Annotated in this window: 13 protein-coding genes and 1 tRNA gene; 10 read left to right on the top strand and 4 right to left on the bottom strand. The window is 55.6% G+C overall.

Annotation, left to right across the window (positions count from 1 at the left end; translation table 11 throughout):
* The first annotated feature begins 128 nt into the window (after positions 1-128).
* From V6N04_RS04950 to V6N04_RS04910, 9 genes are all read left to right on the top strand, one after another.
* Complete coding sequence (locus V6N04_RS04950) at positions 129-1,361, top strand: aminotransferase class V-fold PLP-dependent enzyme (protein ID WP_371169024.1); 1,233 nt, start codon at positions 129-131, stop codon at positions 1,359-1,361.
* Positions 1,362-1,645: 284 nt separating this feature from the next.
* Positions 1,646-2,851 carry a class I SAM-dependent methyltransferase gene (locus V6N04_RS04945; RefSeq protein WP_371169023.1) on the top strand — a complete coding sequence of 402 codons (1,206 nt, stop codon included), beginning with the start codon at positions 1,646-1,648 and terminating at the stop codon, positions 2,849-2,851.
* Positions 2,852-2,991: 140 nt separating this feature from the next.
* Entirely contained in the window at positions 2,992-3,432 is a 441-nt protein-coding gene (locus tag V6N04_RS04940; RefSeq protein ID WP_371169022.1) for a TrgA family protein, read from the top strand.
* 4 nt (positions 3,433-3,436) lie between these two features.
* Positions 3,437-4,567, top strand: a complete 1,131-nt coding sequence (locus V6N04_RS04935) for an NUDIX domain-containing protein (RefSeq protein WP_371169021.1) — start codon at positions 3,437-3,439, stop codon at positions 4,565-4,567.
* Between the two features lie 70 nt (positions 4,568-4,637).
* On the top strand, positions 4,638-5,672 hold the full coding sequence (locus V6N04_RS04930; RefSeq protein ID WP_371169020.1) for a cysteine synthase A: 1,035 nt from the start codon (positions 4,638-4,640) through the stop codon (positions 5,670-5,672).
* Entirely contained in the window at positions 5,672-8,206 is a 2,535-nt protein-coding gene (locus V6N04_RS04925) for a DUF3772 domain-containing protein (RefSeq protein WP_371169019.1), read from the top strand. The genes V6N04_RS04930 and V6N04_RS04925 overlap by 1 nt, the downstream gene beginning before the upstream one ends.
* A complete protein-coding gene (locus tag V6N04_RS04920) occupies positions 8,199-8,915 on the top strand; it encodes an alanyl-tRNA editing protein (protein ID WP_371169018.1) in 717 nt (238 codons plus the stop codon). Before V6N04_RS04925 ends, V6N04_RS04920 begins: the two co-directional genes overlap by 8 nt.
* A gap of 9 nt (positions 8,916-8,924) precedes the next feature.
* Positions 8,925-9,776: a class I SAM-dependent methyltransferase gene (locus V6N04_RS04915; protein ID WP_371169017.1), complete on the top strand. Its 852-nt coding sequence runs from the start codon at positions 8,925-8,927 to the stop codon at positions 9,774-9,776.
* A gap of 68 nt (positions 9,777-9,844) precedes the next feature.
* Positions 9,845-9,934, top strand: a tRNA-Ser gene (locus V6N04_RS04910).
* A 66-nt stretch (positions 9,935-10,000) separates the two neighbouring features.
* On the opposite strand, the gene V6N04_RS04905 is transcribed toward V6N04_RS04910, so the two are convergent.
* The 3 genes from V6N04_RS04905 to V6N04_RS04895 all read right to left on the bottom strand — a co-directional run bounded on the left by V6N04_RS04905 (position 10,001) and on the right by V6N04_RS04895 (position 14,023).
* Positions 10,001-11,980 carry an ABC transporter permease gene (locus V6N04_RS04905; RefSeq protein ID WP_371169016.1) on the bottom strand — a complete coding sequence of 660 codons (1,980 nt, stop codon included), beginning with the start codon at positions 11,978-11,980 and terminating at the stop codon, positions 10,001-10,003.
* Positions 11,980-12,996, bottom strand: a complete 1,017-nt coding sequence (locus V6N04_RS04900; protein ID WP_371169015.1) for a quaternary amine ABC transporter ATP-binding protein — start codon at positions 12,994-12,996, stop codon at positions 11,980-11,982. Before V6N04_RS04900 ends, V6N04_RS04905 begins: the two co-directional genes overlap by 1 nt.
* A gap of 76 nt (positions 12,997-13,072) precedes the next feature.
* Positions 13,073-14,023: an ABC transporter substrate-binding protein gene (locus tag V6N04_RS04895; RefSeq protein WP_371169014.1), complete on the bottom strand. Its 951-nt coding sequence runs from the start codon at positions 14,021-14,023 to the stop codon at positions 13,073-13,075.
* 385 nt (positions 14,024-14,408) lie between these two features.
* Here V6N04_RS04895 and V6N04_RS04890 point away from each other — a divergent pair, with 385 nt between their 5' ends.
* On the top strand, positions 14,409-15,065 hold the full coding sequence (locus tag V6N04_RS04890; RefSeq protein WP_371169013.1) for a helix-turn-helix domain-containing protein: 657 nt from the start codon (positions 14,409-14,411) through the stop codon (positions 15,063-15,065).
* Positions 15,066-15,148: 83 nt separating this feature from the next.
* Here the strand turns inward: V6N04_RS04890 and V6N04_RS04885 are convergent, their stop codons facing one another.
* Positions 15,149-16,216, bottom strand: coding sequence for a heme-dependent oxidative N-demethylase family protein (locus tag V6N04_RS04885; RefSeq protein ID WP_371169012.1), 1,068 nt, complete (start codon positions 16,214-16,216; stop codon positions 15,149-15,151).
* Position 16,217: the final 1 nt, after the last annotated feature.

Below are 16,217 nucleotides of genomic sequence, written 5' to 3'. Positions count from 1 at the left end.
GTGTCTGCAAGAATGTAGGCTGCCTTTTCGTGTCCTCGGGCGTGTTTTTAAGGCTGGCTGGAAGACCTGCCGGATCATGGGTGTGCCCGATCCGTCTTGCACACCCCCAAGCATGAAAGGAGCCAAAAGTGGCGCAACTGGACATCAATTGGGTGCGGGCGCAATTTCCCGCGTTTTCCGAGCCGAGCCTTCAAGGACAGGCGTTTTTCGAGAATGCGGGTGGGTCGTATACCTGTAAGCCGGTGATTGACCGGCTGACGCGGTATTATACGCAGCGCAAGGTGCAGCCTTACAGCAGTTACGAGGCTTCTCGGTTGGCGGGCGAAGAGATGGACGAAGCGCGCACGCGTTTGGCGACGATGATGGGGGTTGCTTCGGATGAGCTGTCGTTTGGGCCGTCGACCACGCAGAACACTTATGTCTTGGCGCAAGCCTTTCGTCAGTATTTGAAAGCAGGTGACGCGATCATTGTCACCAATCAGGATCACGAGGCCAACTCCGGACCTTGGCGTCGCTTGGCCGATGACGGAATTGAGGTTCGCGAGTGGCAGATGGAGCCCGAGACAGGGCATTTGGACACCAAAGACCTTGAGGCATTGCTCGGCGATGGCAAGGTTAAGTTGGTGTGTTTTCCGCATTGTTCCAACGTTGTGGGCGAAATTAATGATGTGGCGGCGATTTGCGCCATTGCGCGATCTGCGGGCGCTTACACTTGCGTTGATGGGGTCAGCTACGCGCCGCATGGCTTTGTGAATGTCGATGCGCTGGGCGCGGACATCTACTTGTTTTCCGCCTACAAGACCTATGGTCCGCATCAAGGGATCATGGTGATCCGCCGTGCGCTGGGCGAAGTGTTGCCAAACCAGGGGCACTATTTCAATGCAGGCAGTCTTTACAAACGGTTTACACCCGCAGGCCCAGACCACGCACAGATTGCTGCGTCTGCTGGGATGGCGGATTACATCGACGCATTGGCGGCCCATCACGGTGGGGAAGGTGGCGGTGAGACGTCTGCCGCGCTGGCCCATGACCTGATGCGCGGGCACGAAGTGGCCTTGTTACAGCCACTGATGGATTATCTTGCGTCGAAAAATTCAGTGCGTGTGCTGGGACCGACACAAGCGGAAATCCGCGCGCCGACTGTTGCGATTTCTGCACGCGCGAACGGTGAAGAACTTGCAGATCGCCTTGCCCCGATGGGCATTATGGCCGGGGGTGGTGATTTCTATGCCGTGCGGGCGCTTGAGGCTTTGGGGATAGATCCTGAGCACGGCGTCTTAAGGGTGAGCTTCACGCACTATACCTCGTCGGCTGAAGTCGAAAGGTTGATATCTTGTCTGGATCAAGTTCTGCATCCATAAGTAAAACAAATGCTTATGGCTCGATCTTTACTCAGAAGCTGAGTGTTGCAGCTATCCCTCGCGTTGAGAGTTGTCTCGCCGTCTTAGCCGATCCACTAGCGACGAGACTTACATTGCAGTCAAGCCGTCGGCGGGCGTCGACCCGAATAGCACCCGCCGATGGTTGGCAAATTTTCCTGTTGCGCCTGCAGCGTAGGTTTCTGCACACGCATAGCGACCATCTTGTCAGGTCGACGTTCGCCGTCTTAGCCTTTGAGGTAGAAAGAAAGACTTTTGGGGGCGACATGATCCTGACCAGCACGACGGGGCAAACCGATTTGCCACGTTATTTTACCCGCGTTTTTGAGATGGCCGGACTGATGAATAAGGGCCGGATCGATTTTGTTATGCCGGATGGTCGCAGGTTTCGGGCCGACGGGGCCAAGCCCGGCTATATCGCTGAACTTCATATCCATGACCCAGATGTTTTCGCGCGTCTGATCCGCGAGGGCGATTTGGGCTTTACCGATGCCTATATTGAGGGCGGATGGTCAACGCCGGATCTGCAAGCGTTTCTTGATCTCATGCAGGACGACAATGACGTCATTTACGACGGTTTTCCCGGTCAGATCTTTTTGCGCGCCTATGAACGTTTGCGTCATTTAATGAACTCGAACACCAAAACGCGCGCCAAAAAGAATATCAGCTACCATTATGATTTAGGGAATGATTTCTACGGGTTATGGCTTGATGATACCATGACTTACTCATCGGCGTTGTTCAAAACTGGACAGGAAAGCCTTGAGAAGGCGCAAGAGCAAAAATACGCCTCGATGATTAAGCAGATGGGTGTGGGGCCCGGCGATCATGTGTTGGAGATTGGTTGCGGCTGGGGCGGGTTTGCAGAGCACGCAGCGCGCCAGGGTATTCGCGTGACCGGCCTGACCATCAGTCAAGAACAGCATGACTATGCGGTCGAGCGTATTCGCAAAGCGGGATTGTCCGATCTGGTCGAGATCAAAATGCAAGACTATCGCGACGAGATGGGTCGCTATGATGGTATTGCCTCGATCGAGATGTTCGAAGCCGTCGGCGAGAAGTATTGGCCTGTCTATTTTGAGACGGTTCGCAAGTGTCTGCGGCCGGGCGCTCAGGCTGTTTTGCAGGTCATCACGATTGCCGAGCGGCGGTTTGAGGTCTATCGGAAAGGCGTTGATTTCATACAGAAATACATTTTCCCGGGCGGTATGTTGCCTTCAAAGAGCGTTTTGAAAGGCGAGATTGATCGGGCAGGACTGGCCTTTCGTGATCAAATCACATTCGGGGAAAGCTATTCTGTGACGCTTCGCCGTTGGCACGATGTTTTTAACGCCAAGTGGGCTCAGGTTGCCCAGCTTGGTTTTGATGACCGTTTCAAGCGTATGTGGAACGTGTATCTGACGTCATGTGCCGCGGCATTCCATTCGGGCAATTGCGATGTCGTACAGGTGACTTTGCAAAACCCTGAATAGGCGCGCGTGGCGCTTGGACCACACATCATAACACTGTGTTTACGATGCCATAAAATGGCCATACGCCCTGCGCAAAAGGGCGTTAAACAATGTGAGATGATGCGTTGCGCAAGGATGCGCACGACGGGCAGGAGGGCGACATGCCTACAGCGGCAAAGCTGGTTTCAGCATTTATTCTTGCCATAACAGGTTGGTTTTGTGCCGATCTGATCAAACCTTTGATGGAAGAAGGGCGGGATTTGTCAAAGTTCTCGCCAATTTGCGCGGCGGTTGGTCTGTTCGTCGGGTGGAAATTCCTTGGCCCGCGCGCGGACCGAAACTTGGGGAGCGTGGGTGCCAATGCCTTCACCGCAACGCTTGTGCAAGTCGGCCTGACGGCGTTTGTGTTCGCCTTTTCGCAAATGATTAAGCAAAGCTTGCGCAAAGCCTATGATGGACCGGTTGAGGCGCTTCAGGATATTTTCATTATCAGCGTGGAATACTATCAAGACTATTTCACGCTCGAAGTGATTGCAGCAGCGCTCTTGGGTGGTGGTTTGGCGTCATGGTGCGCGTTCAGGGCCGCGCGCGCTTGGGGCTAAGTATATGACAACAATGTTTTATTATGGCACATTGTGCTATTTGCCGCTGCTTGAGCTTGTCTTGCAGGGTGAAGAATACCATACACGGCCTGCGGTTTTACATGACCATCAGATCAGTTGGGTTCAGGATCAGCCGTTTCCGATCATTGAAGCCTCTGTCGGGCAATCCTCACGTGGAATTCTAGTTGAAGGGTTGGGGCCGCAAGCCGTCGAGAAGTTGAATTTCTACGAAGGCGGGTTTGACTATGCGTTGAAGGATCTGTCGGTTCAACCCGATGCAGGCGGGGACGTGGTTTCTGCAAGGGTCTATTTCCCGACACCCGGTGTGTGGACGACCGGCGCGCCGTGGTCGCTTGACGATTGGGCGGATCAGTGGGCGGACATCACCCTGGAAGCCGCGGCTGAGGTCATGTCCTACTTCGGAAGGCTGAGCGCCAAAGAGGTGGCAGCGCGCTTTCCCATGATCCGCACACGCGCGGCAAGTCGTGTCAGGGCACGCCGCAGCAAAGCCCCGACGACCCTGCGGACGAATTTTGGGGCGGGGGATATCGCTGTCAGTTCCAGTACGCGCCCCTATTCGCGCTTTTTCACCATGGAAGAACAGGATTTGTCGTTTCGCCGCTACTCTGGTGAGATGAGTGAGACCGTCAACCGTGCCGCTCTGGTGGGCGGTGATGCGGTGATCGTCCTGCCATACGACCCGGTGCGCGACACGGTGTTGCTGGTCGAACAATTCCGTATGGGTCCGCATATGCGTGGCGATCCTTATCCGTGGTTGCTTGAAGCCATCGCTGGTCGTATCGACGCAGGCGAGACCCCGGAAGACAGTGCACGGCGCGAAGCGCAGGAAGAGGCCGGGCTGACGCTGGATCGGCTCATTCCTCTGCCGCATCACTATCCTAGCCCGGGCTCCAGCACCGAGTATTATTACACCTATGTGGCGTTGTGTGATTTGCCCGAGAACTTGGCCGGCATCGGCGGCGTCGAAGACGAGGCCGAAGACATCCGCAGTCATGTCATTCCCTTTGTAAAACTCATGGAATTGGTCGCAAACGGCGAGGCAGCCTGCGGTCCCTTGATCCTGTGTGCGCTGTGGTTGTCGCAAAACCGTGACGCAGTTCGGGCCGTCACCTGATCGCGCCCCCTTGAACCCCTGATTGCCAACCCCTACTGATTGTAGGGAAACCGCGACAATGGGGCATGAAATGGATATCAAACAAGACCTTGAGGCGACTGTTGGCAACACGCCTCTGATCCGGCTGAAAAAAGCGTCCGAAGCGACGGGCTGTGAAATCCTTGGCAAGGCCGAATTCATGAACCCCGGACAGTCTGTTAAGGACCGCGCGGCGCTCTATATCATCAAGGATGCCGTCGCCCGTGGCGAGTTGAAGCCCGGCGGCACGATTGTCGAAGGCACCGCTGGTAACACCGGGATTGGTCTTGCGCTGGTTGGGGCCTCGATGGGCTTTAAAACAGTGATCGTGATCCCCGAGACTCAGTCTGAGGAAAAGAAAGACATGTTGCGTCTGGCAGGCGCAGAGTTGGTTCAAGTGCCGGCAGCCCCTTATCGCAACCCCAACAATTTTGTGCACTACTCGCGCCGTCTGGCTGAGAAGCTGGCAAAGACCGAGCCCAATGGGGTGATCTGGGCCAACCAGTTTGACAATGTGGCCAACCGGCAGGCGCATATTGAAACCACCGGCCCAGAGATATGGGAGCAGACTGACGGCAAAGTTGACGGCTTCGTTTGTGCTGTAGGGTCCGGCGGGACGCTTGCAGGTGTTGCCATGGCGCTTCAGCCCAAAGGGGTAAAAATTGGCATTGCCGACCCGATGGGCGCGGGATTGTTCAGCTTCTACACCACCGGAGAGATCGCGATGGAGGGAGGCTCGATTGCTGAAGGCATCGGCCAGGTCCGTATTACCAAGAACCTTGAGGGGTTTACGCCCGACATGGCATGGCAAGTTCCGGATGACGAGGCGCTGCCAATTGTTTTTGACCTGTTGCAAGACGAAGGGCTGTGCCTTGGTGGGTCCTCGGGGATCAACATTGCAGGGGCAATTCGCATGGCCAACGAAATGGGGCCGGGGCACACAATCGTGACGGTGCTTTGCGACTACGGCACGCGCTACCAGTCAAAAATGTTCAATCCGGACTTCTTGCGCGAGAAAGAGCTTCCTGTCCCCGATTGGCTGGATCGCGGGCCGGCAATGTTGCCTGCGGTGTTTGAGGAGGTCTGATGCAAAGACCTATGCTTGTCGTCGTCCTGATCTGGTTGATGCTTGCTGTCGGCCTGCAACCGGTTTTGGCGCAAGATAGCGGGCAGGCTGGCGCGGTGGATGCCGCTAGCGCTGCAACATCTGATACGGCCGCTCCGGCCACTGCGACCATCACGCGCACGACAACGCTGGGCGGGCCGGACTACAACTCTTGGGACCGGCTCGCAAACCGGGTGGAACAAGCGTTAGAGGTCGGTCGCGTCTCTGACACGGTCTTACGCGAGTTGCGGGGTGACGTTGCAGATTGGCGCGAGGTGTTCGATCAGGCAAAAGACGAGAACTCGGTACGCATCAACACGTTAAAAACCCAAATTGCGACCCTTGGCCCAAAGCCCGAAAACGATGGCGTCGAACCCGCTGTCCTGACCGAGCGGCGTGACCAACTAACGGTCGAGTTGAACGCCGCGCGCGTTCCTGTGAAAACGGCAGAAGAGGCCTTTTCGCGTGCCGATTTACTGATTGACGAGATCGACAAGTTGCTGCGCGTCCGGCAAGCAGATCAGCTTCTTCAACTGGGGCCGACGCCCCTTAATCCGGTGCTTTGGCCCGACGCGCTCGCAGATCTTGGCACCTCGTTGCGCCTGGCGTGGCGGGAGGTGTCCCAAAACTGGGGCAGTGATGCCCAGCGAACGACCTTTCTCCGTGATTTGCCGCTGACACTCGTGCTTTTGGTTGTCGGTTTGGTTCTGTTGGCGCGCGGACGTATCTGGGTGATGCGGATCGGCGAGGCAGTAAGAACAGGGCGCAAAGGCCCCTCGCGCGGGGTGATCGGCTTTGTGGTGTCCTTGGGACAAGTGATCGCGCCGCTGTTCGGAATGATTGCGTTGGTCGAGGCATTGAACTTGGTTGGTATCCTTGGTCTGCGCGGGCAAGCCATTGTCGATGTTTTGCCGGGAGTCGCGTTTTTCGTCTTTGGTAGCCTTTGGATTGGCAATCGGATGTTTGGTACCGAGAATGCCAACTGGCCGGTTATCGATATGCCCTCGAATGTTGCCCGCGCCGAGGCAAAATTCAACGTGGCTATGTTGGGTCTGATTTTGTCGGCCAGGTTGGTGCTTAACGCACTGTCAGATCACGAAGGATTTTCCGACGCAACGCTTGCCGTATTGCACTTTCCGCTGTTCGTCGCCATTGGTCTGCTGCTGATCCGCATGGCGCGGCTTTTGCGGCTTCACCGCAAGTTGCTGGCGCGTGACGATGCGGTTGCTGGTGTACGTGCCCGTGTGTTGGGCTTTATCGCGACGATTTGTTCAATCGTCGGTTACGCAGGCCCAACGGCAGCGGCCATTGGATATCAAGAGCTTGCCTCGGGTATGCTCATTCCCTTGATTTTGACGCTTGGTTTGCTGGCCTTGTTAGAGGTGTTCCATCGCTTCATTATCAGCATCTACGGCGCCCTACTTCAAAAGGACGAAGAGGCAGCGGAACAGTCACTTTGGCCCGTTTTGGTGTCGTTTGCCCTGACCGTGCTGATGTTGCCACTGCTTGCGTTGATATGGGGCGCGCAGATCACCGATCTGACAGAGCTTTGGTCCAGTGCGATGAACGGTTTCCAACTTGGCAGCGCGCGTATCACGCCCAGAATTTTTGTGATCTTCGCGATTGTCTTTCTGCTTGGTTATTGGGCAACCCGGCTGTTGCAATCGATGCTGCGCGGCTCGATCCTTCCTAAAACCAGTCTCGATAAAGGTGTGCAAAACGCGATCTCGGTCGGGGTCGGCTATGTTGGGATATTCCTAGCGGCGGTCGTGGCCATAACGTCGGCGGGGATCGACCTCAGCTCGATTGCGATTATCGCCGGGGCGTTGTCTGTGGGGATTGGTTTTGGCTTGCAGAACGTCGTGTCGAATTTCGTCTCTGGCATTATTCTGTTGATCGAACGCCCGATTTCCGAGGGCGATTGGATCGAGGTCGGCGGTCAGATGGGCTATGTGCGCAACATCTCGGTCCGCTCTACCCAGATCGAAACCTTCGACCGCACTGACGTGATCTTGCCCAACAGCGACCTCGTGTCGGGCGTCGTGACGAACTTCACCCGTGGCAACTCTATCGGGCGCGTCATTGTGCCTGTTGGCGTGGGCTATGGCACTGACACAAAGCGGGTAGAGGCGATCTTGCAAGAAATTGCCGAAGCGCATCCAATGGTGACCGTTGACCCAGCGCCATCTGTTGTTTTCCAAGGGTTCGGAGCCTCAAGCTTTGATTTCGAAATCCGCGCGATCCTAAGCGATGTGAATTATATGCTGACGGTGAAAAGCGATATGAACCACGAGATCGCGCGCCGCTTTGTCGAAGAGGGGATCGAAATCCCGTTTGCGCAGCGCGATATCTGGTTGCGCAACCCCGAGGCATTGACCGGGGCGACCCCGGCTGCGTCATCCGCAGTTGCTCCATCGGCCAAAAGCAGTGGGGCGGCCCCCAACAAGGACGCCCTGACTGTTGAGGATCTGCAATCCGGTGACGGGGGCTATTCAGAGGGGGAAGGCGATGAGTGAGCCACTGTTTCGACACGATGCCTATTTGCGCGAGGCGACAGCAACCGTAACGGCGCATGCCGACCGCGGTGTGGTGCTGGATCGTTCGCTCTTTTACCCCAACGGCGGTGGGCAGCCCGGTGATCGCGGGCATCTGACATGGTCTGGCGGCGAGGTCGAGGTCGTTAACACTCTGAAGGGAGAGGGCGACGATATCGCGCTGGTGCCCGCCGACGGGTCCGATTTACCACCGGTCGGTGCCGAGGTAGCGCAAGTGCTGGACTGGGAACAACGTCTTCGCCATATGCGGATGCACACAGCGCTTCATCTGCTGTCGGTCGTGATCCCGCTGCCCGTTACCGGTGGCCAGATTGGTGCCCAGAAGTCGCGGCTGGATTTCGCGATGGAAGATCCGCCCGAGGATAAGCAAGCACTGGAAGATGCTCTGAATGCGTTGATCGCCCGTGATCTGGAGATCACCGAACGCTGGATCACAGATGCAGAGCTTGAAGCCAACCCCGAACTGGTGAAAACTATGTCCGTTCAACCGCCGAAAGGGGCTGGCCATGTTCGTTTGGTCAGGATCGAGGCAGGGAACGAACAGATTGACCTGCAACCCTGCGGCGGCACCCATGTCGCGCGGACTTCAGAAATTGGACCGGTGCGCTTCGGCAAGGTCGAAAAGAAGAGCCGACTGAACCGACGGTTCAACCTCCATTTGGAAGACTAAGGGGCGACCATGGCGAAGCGACCGGACGTTCCTGCCGACTGGATCGAAGCCAACAAAGCCACGTGGGACGAACGTGTCGGCCTTCACCTTGACGCGGACGCCTATGACCTTCGCCCGCTCCGCGAGGGTCGCGCGCATTTGCACCCCATAGAGCAGTCGGATATTGGCGATGTCGCCGGGCTGCGCATCGCACATCTGCAATGTCATTTCGGACGCGACAGCCTGACCTTGGCACAGCAGGGCGCGCAGGTGGTCGGGCTGGATTTCTCGCCAGCTGCCATCAAAGTGGCGCGTGAATTGGCGGCCGAGTTGGGGCTGGCGGATCGGGCCACATTTGTGGAGGCTGATGTCTATTCTGCGCCTGAGGCTCTGAGTGCGTTTGATCGTTTTGATATGGTTTTCATCTCATGGGGTGCGTTGGGATGGCTGCCCGACCTGGAACGTTGGGGCAGGGTGATCGCGAGCCTGCTCAGGCCCGGCGGACGGCTTTATCTGGCCGAGGCGCATCCAGCTGCCATGGTCTTTGACGATGCAGACGCAAAACTGCCCGATGGACGCCCTGGATACTATTCGCCCTATCTTGATCGCAAAACGTGGAAAGACGACGCGCCGAAGGACTACACTGGAGATCTCCCGGCGCTGGAGGCAAGCCACGAATACTGGTTCGATCATACGCTTTCGGACATTTTGAACGCGATTATCAGCGCCGGTCTGACACTGGATTGGTTTCATGAACACGACGCCGTTCCTTGGCCCATGTTCTCGTACCTAACGGCCACGTCGGACGGGATGTATGGCTGGCCAAACGAACGCTGGTTGCCCTTGGCCTATTCGCTTTCAGCGACACGAAACGGCACCTAAACCAAAGCCTCACTATTTTTTACAATCACGCTTGAACCCGCTTAGGTTTTTGCTGTAGCTACGGCCTCGGAGCGGTGGCCGAGTGGTCGAAGGCGCACGCCTGGAAAGTGTGTAGGCGGGGAACCGTCTCGAGGGTTCGAATCCCTTCCGCTCCGCCAGACACATATCGACAAAAATATGTATTGTTGTGCCGGTCTGCGCATACGGGTTATGCGCATGTAGGTTTATTCCAGCCCGAGCTGTTTTTTCCGATCCTTCGCCCATTTCAGGATCGTCAGGTCAAACGTTAGCGCCATAAGCGACACGCATAGCCCTAGGACGAAGTTTTTCCCTAAGTCGGTCCCCGCGAGGGTTCTCTGAAGTTCCTGTCCAAGGTCCTGTGTACCAATAAATGCGGCGATGATGACCATGAAGAAGGCAAACATAATGGCTTGGTTGAAGCCAACGGCCATTACGGGAAGGGCAAGCGGAAGTTGAACGTTCCAGAGCTTTTGCATGCGCGTCGCTCCGGACATATCTGCGGCCTCGGTCATCTCGTCGGGTACCGTGCGCAGCCCTTCGATGGTGTAGCGCGTCAACGGGACCATGGCGAAGATCAGGATAGAGAAGATAACAGCGACATCAGTGATCCCGAAAAGCATGATGGCTGGGATCAAATACACAAAGCTGGGGAAGGTTTGGGCGGTATCGCAGGCCAAGAGAACGCGGCGCGACCACTTTTCCGAACGAGCGGCAATGATTCCAATCGGAAGCCCCAATATCATTGCAAGCGTTACCGCTGAAATCACCGAGTAGAGGGTGATGATGGAGCGGTCCCACCAACCCGACAGAGCCACCAGCGAAAAGAAGATCGTCGCGTAGATCGCCTGTCTGCGCCCGCCCAGGCAAAGCCCGAAGGCCGCGACCAACAAAATGACCGAGGCGGTTGGCAGCGACAGAAGGAAATTACGGAAGGGGATCAGCACCTCGACATTCAAAAACGCCCTAAGGAAACCAGTGATGGCTTTGACCCATTCGATCGCCAGAAAGCCTTTGATCAGCGTGTCAATTTCTTTGCCCATGGACAGGCTTTGGCGGCGACCGATCTCGGCTGCTAGTTCGAACACTTGCGCAAACAGGCAAAAGAAGACGAAGGCCCCGATCCCGACGAGGAGCGTCAGGTGCTTTTTCCACCAAGGCGTTCCACGCTCGAAATGTTCGGGTTGTTTGGTCACCCAAGCCTTGGACATACGATCCAGCATGACCGCGATCAGAACAATGGTGATGCCGATTTCAAAGCTTCGTCCAAGCTTGAAACTGCCCATCATCGCCAGAAGTTTGGCGCCCAAACCGGGCATTCCGATGAACGCTGTCAGAACGACCATAGCCAGACACAACATGATGACTTGGTTAACGCCCACCAATATCTCGGTCCGCGCGGATGGCAAATAGACATGTCGAAGCAGTTGGAAACGCGTGCACCCGGACATATGTCCGGCCTCGACCACTTCAGACGAGACCTTCTGCAAGCCCAAGGTGGTCATCAAGATCATAGGCGGAATTGCGTAGATTGTGGTTGCGACCGCGCCAGCCGTTGGCCCCACTTTGAAAAAGATCACAGCGGGCAGCAGATAAGTAAAAAAGGGTAGGGTCTGAAGGACCGAAAGGATCGGTTTGATGGCAGTGTCCACCCACGCGAACTTCCAGGCTGCGATGCCAAGCGACAGACCGATCACGAAGGCGGATGGCGCGGCCACGACCAAAACAGACATTGTCTGCATCGCGATATCCCATTGCCCCACCAAGGCGGTCCAGATGAACGTACCGGCGCCAAGCAAGGCCATTCGCCAGCCGCCGAGGTAATAGCCAATGACACCAGCAATGGCGGCGATCGCTGTCCAAGGGATCGGGCCAATATTGGGCCAACGCCGCTTACCGAAAAGTAAGTTGGCCGTTACATCCAGAAACCATTGTAGAATTTCAGTTAGCCACCGGGTCAGCGACAACAGGTGTAAATCGTCTTTTACGAAGTTGAAAATCGCGTCAAGCCAGATGGCGAATGGCGGGATCATCGTGTCGGGAAGGCGATGCAGAACTGCTGGCAGAAGCCCGACATATTGCAGCACTGTCAGGACAATGGCCAACCCCACCAATGATAGGCACACCTTAGATCTGGTGAGCCCCTTCGGTGGTGTATTGATCGTGTCGGACGTTGCGGTGGCCATCAGTCGGCCCCCACAAGAATGGTCAGCGCCTCTTCGCGATCCAGAACCCCAATCGGCGCGCCGTCGCGAAGAACAGGGATAGTTTCACGGGTGTCTTGTATCAGCAATTTTGCGAGATCGTGGATGGATGCATTGGCGTCAACAGGCTCGCCGTCACCAGACCCGGGTTTAGCCAACACACCTGCATGTACGACGCGTGCTTTATCAATGTCTTCGGTAAATTTTCGAACATACTCTGTGGCCGGGTTCAATACGATCCGGTCGGGAGTATCGCATTGCTCGACCGCGCCGTCCTTCATGATGGCGATACGGTCGGCAAGACGCAGGGCTTCATCGAAGTCATGGGTGATGAAAACGATGGTCTTGCCCAGCATCTCTTGCAAGCGCAGGAACTCGTCCTGCATTTCGCGCCGGATAAGCGGATCAAGCGCCGAGAACGGTTCGTCGAGGAACCAGATGTCGGGTTCAATCGCCAGACTGCGGGCAATACCGACGCGTTGTTGCTGTCCACCAGACAGCTCGCGTGGGAAGTATTCTTCGCGGCCTTCAAGTCCGACGAGTTTGACAACCTCAAGCGCGCGTTCGCGCCGTGTGTGTTTGTCTTGCCCGCGCATTTCCAGCGGGAAAGCGACGTTTTCTAGAACTGTTCGGTGCGGCAGCAGACCAAAGGACTGGAACACCATGCCCATCTTGTTGCGACGAAGGTCAATCAACTCTTTTTCAGACAGGGACATAATGTCCTGCCCGTCGACTTTGATCGTTCCGCCAGTTATGTCATGAAGCCGGGAAAAGCACCGAACCAACGTCGATTTCCCCGACCCTGAAAGGCCCATGATGACAAGCATCTCGCCTTTGTTCACCTCGATCGAGACATCTTTCACACCCGCAATATAGCCGTCCTGTCGGATCGCATCATAGCTATGTCCGTCGGGCATTCTTGACAGGTAATCTTGAGGGTTGCTGCCAAATAGCTTCCAGACATTGGTGGCTGAAATTACGGGGCGGTCGGTCGTCATGTGCTGCTCTTCCAAGTAAAATATGCCCCGCCCGGCAAAGTTGCCGGACAGGGCGGTTTCTCATTTCTTTCAGAGATTAGCTTCCGGCACCAATCCAAGGTTTCCAAACATCGGGATTTGCTTCCAGCCACACTTCTGCGGCTTCTTCGGGCTCCATCTCGTCGACATCAACCAACTTCGCCATCTCAGCGATCTGGGGGTTAGTGAATGAGATTTGAGTCAGCGTTTTGTATGCGCCCGGCCATTTCTCTTCCATGCCTTCCCAAGCGGCTTTTTTCAGATAGCCTTTTGCTGGGTTGCCGCAGTCATAGAGCGCATCCGGGTTTGGACCCACGGCCGGATCCTTGTCACATCCCTCTACCCATTCTGGGAATTCGACGAACTCTCCGGGCCAGACAGCTTCTGCAAAGTTTGGTGTCCAGTTAAAGACAACGACAGGGCGTTTGTCGGCTTCCGCCGCGCCAATTTCGGCCCAGAGCGCAGCAGCAGAGCCAGCGTTCACAACGACAAAGTCCATACCAAGCGCTGCAACACGTTCCTGGCCGTGCTTCAGCCAGTCCACCGGACCGTCCAGGTAACGGCCCTTCTCGCCGGTTTCTGCGGTTGCAAATGCCGCGGCACAATCGTTCAACGCTTCCCAAGATGGCAATCCGGGGCAGCTGTCTTTTGTCCACATTGGATACCACCAGTCTTCGCGCGTAACTGCATCATGGTCGCCCGCGTCAACGATGCCACCTTTTTCAAGGGCCGCGCGATAGGACGCACCGAATGCGCCTTCCCAAACTTCCATTTCCAGGGTGACGTCACCCAGGCGTACCGATTCATAGACGGCCTGGCTGTCGGTTGTGACATATTCAACGTTGTTGCCCATCTCTTCAAAGATTTGGCCCACAACGTTGGACATCACGATCTGCGACGACCAGTTGTGAATTGGAATGACGATTGGATCGCTGCTGTCTTCGGCGAATACTGCAATAGGCAGGGTCGCCAAGACACCTGCGCACAGTGCTGTAGTGGTTCTTTTCATATTGTTTCTCCCAGTTGGCATGACGTGCATGTATGCAAAACCCTCGCCGTGGATCGGTGAGTTGTTTGCAGGGCAGACATGGCTTCGATTCTGTTCGCGACGCTCGAAAGCCCCGCCGACAGTGTTGCATAATTTTCCTCACAATCAAGTTTTATTCTTAATAAGGATGGGTGTGGCCGGGAAATCTGAAGATTCTACGGTTTCTTGTGTCGACGAGCATTAGATGGCTTAAAGACCGATGAAACGATGATCATAGCCAGTTTGGTAAATAATGTTTACTGTTGGGAAAGTGTGGTGATGCAAAGTGACAGTGGAACCGGCCGCACTTGTAAGGTGTGGCAAGTCGCTTGTATCGCACTGACCCGGCGACATAAGGTAGGGCAGAATGAAAACAGATGTAACTGACGAGACCTTGGTGCCCCAACTTACCCAAGACCCCCACCGCGTACGATCCGACGACCGAGAAAAAGTGCTTGAAGTGGCCATCGGACGCGAAGTGCGAAGCTTTCGGAAGAAAAAAGAAATCACCGTCGCCGAATTGGCGGGCATCACAGGCTTGTCGATCGGGATGTTGTCCAAGATCGAAAATGGGAACACGTCGCCGTCACTGACGACGCTTCAAACGCTTGCCAATGCGCTGTCTGTCCCGTTGACCAGTTTTTTCCGGCGGTTCGAAGAACAACGGCAAGCCGTTCACACGAAATCGGGCGAGGGTGTTGAGTTAGAGCGTGCCGGCACCCGGGCTAACCATCAGTACAATTTGTTAGGTCACATCGGGGCGAATGCCTCGGGTGTTATCGTCGAGCCCTACCTGATCTCACTAACGGCTAAATCAGATGTCTTTCCCACCTTCCAACACGGGGGAATTGAGACCATCTATATGCTTGAAGGTGAAGTGGATTACCGGCACGGCGACGAAGTCTATTCGCTTGAGCCTGGTGACACGCTGTTTTTCGATGCTGACGCACCGCATGGGCCTGAGAAATTGGTCAAGCTGCCCGCGCGGTATCTGTCGGTGATCTCTTATCCGCAGACAAATTGATCTGGGTGGATGTTATTCGCAGAAGTGGAGTTCGCCCAAACCGGTCAAACCGGCTGGGCGAACGCTGTTTCCTGAAAGAACGACTATTTCTTTAGCGGTGGCTCCGTGTCCAAATCCGCCCAGACGCCCATGGATGTGGGCTGTCCGTCGTCAAACTGTGACAGGTAATCCAACATCATCGGCCGATTGTCGATGAAGCCTTTGTAAGTCGCCAGTTCGACGGGAAGATCCCGGATGACACGATGCAGGCGACGGCCCCACTTGGGCACCGTCATTAGGTCCTGAAAACTGCAAAGATAACACCGGATAGGAAAGAGCAGCGCATTGGAGCGCGGCAAACGCCAGAAGGTCTGCAGTTCGACCCGGAGGTGTTGTTTTGACCCGATATTCTCTGGGGTTAGAGTGGTCTTCTGGATACCCCATTTGTGATAATTCTCTGGGCTGGTATCCAGCAGCGGGTTGACCGTCATTGTCCAGTTCAACCGACGAGCCGGTGCGCCTTGCTGGATGTTTAGCAGGAACTTAAGCGCGCGGACGAAGATGCCTTTCTCATGCGCCAAAGGCACCGGGGCATGCCACTCAAAGAAATTCATGCCGATGTCAAAATCCAAAGACCAGTCCGCCTGCGTCGTTACCATGCCAGCGTCCATCCACAGGTTTTCTTCTCGTTGGTCAAGAACCGCAAAATCTCCCTGCGTTTGGCGGGTGATATATTCCATGGGGCCATAGGGCAGGGTGGTTTCATCGAGGAACGTGAAGGTGTCGTCGATCCCCATCGGCTTGTTGATCCAACGCCAACGATCCCCATCCTGATGCAGTTCGAACAGGTCGGGATACTCGCGGGCTTTGGACGTCATGATTAATTCGAGTATGTCCCACCCCGCCAAAGTCATGTGGGGAAGGGACTGACAGCGCAGTGGATCATCGTCCAAGACCATCGCGCGGTCGCGCATTTCTGCTACATAATGCTCGTCGACATCGAAGCTTTTTTCGTAAACTGACCCTTCTGGACCACCGCGGTGCTGCTCCATGTTGACGGCATACATGTAGTCATCTTTGTCGAACGGAAATGGGAAGCGTTTGATCGCCCATTCAGAGTTGCGAAACGAATAATCGTCACGGAAGGTTTCGTCGTTAAACTGTATTGTCATC

It is taken from the genome of Aliiroseovarius conchicola (assembly GCF_041403445.1).
GTDB lineage: Bacteria > Pseudomonadota > Alphaproteobacteria > Rhodobacterales > Rhodobacteraceae > Aliiroseovarius > Aliiroseovarius conchicola.
Note: the sequence above shows the minus strand (reverse complement) of the source record. Positions and strands in the feature narration are given on the sequence as shown.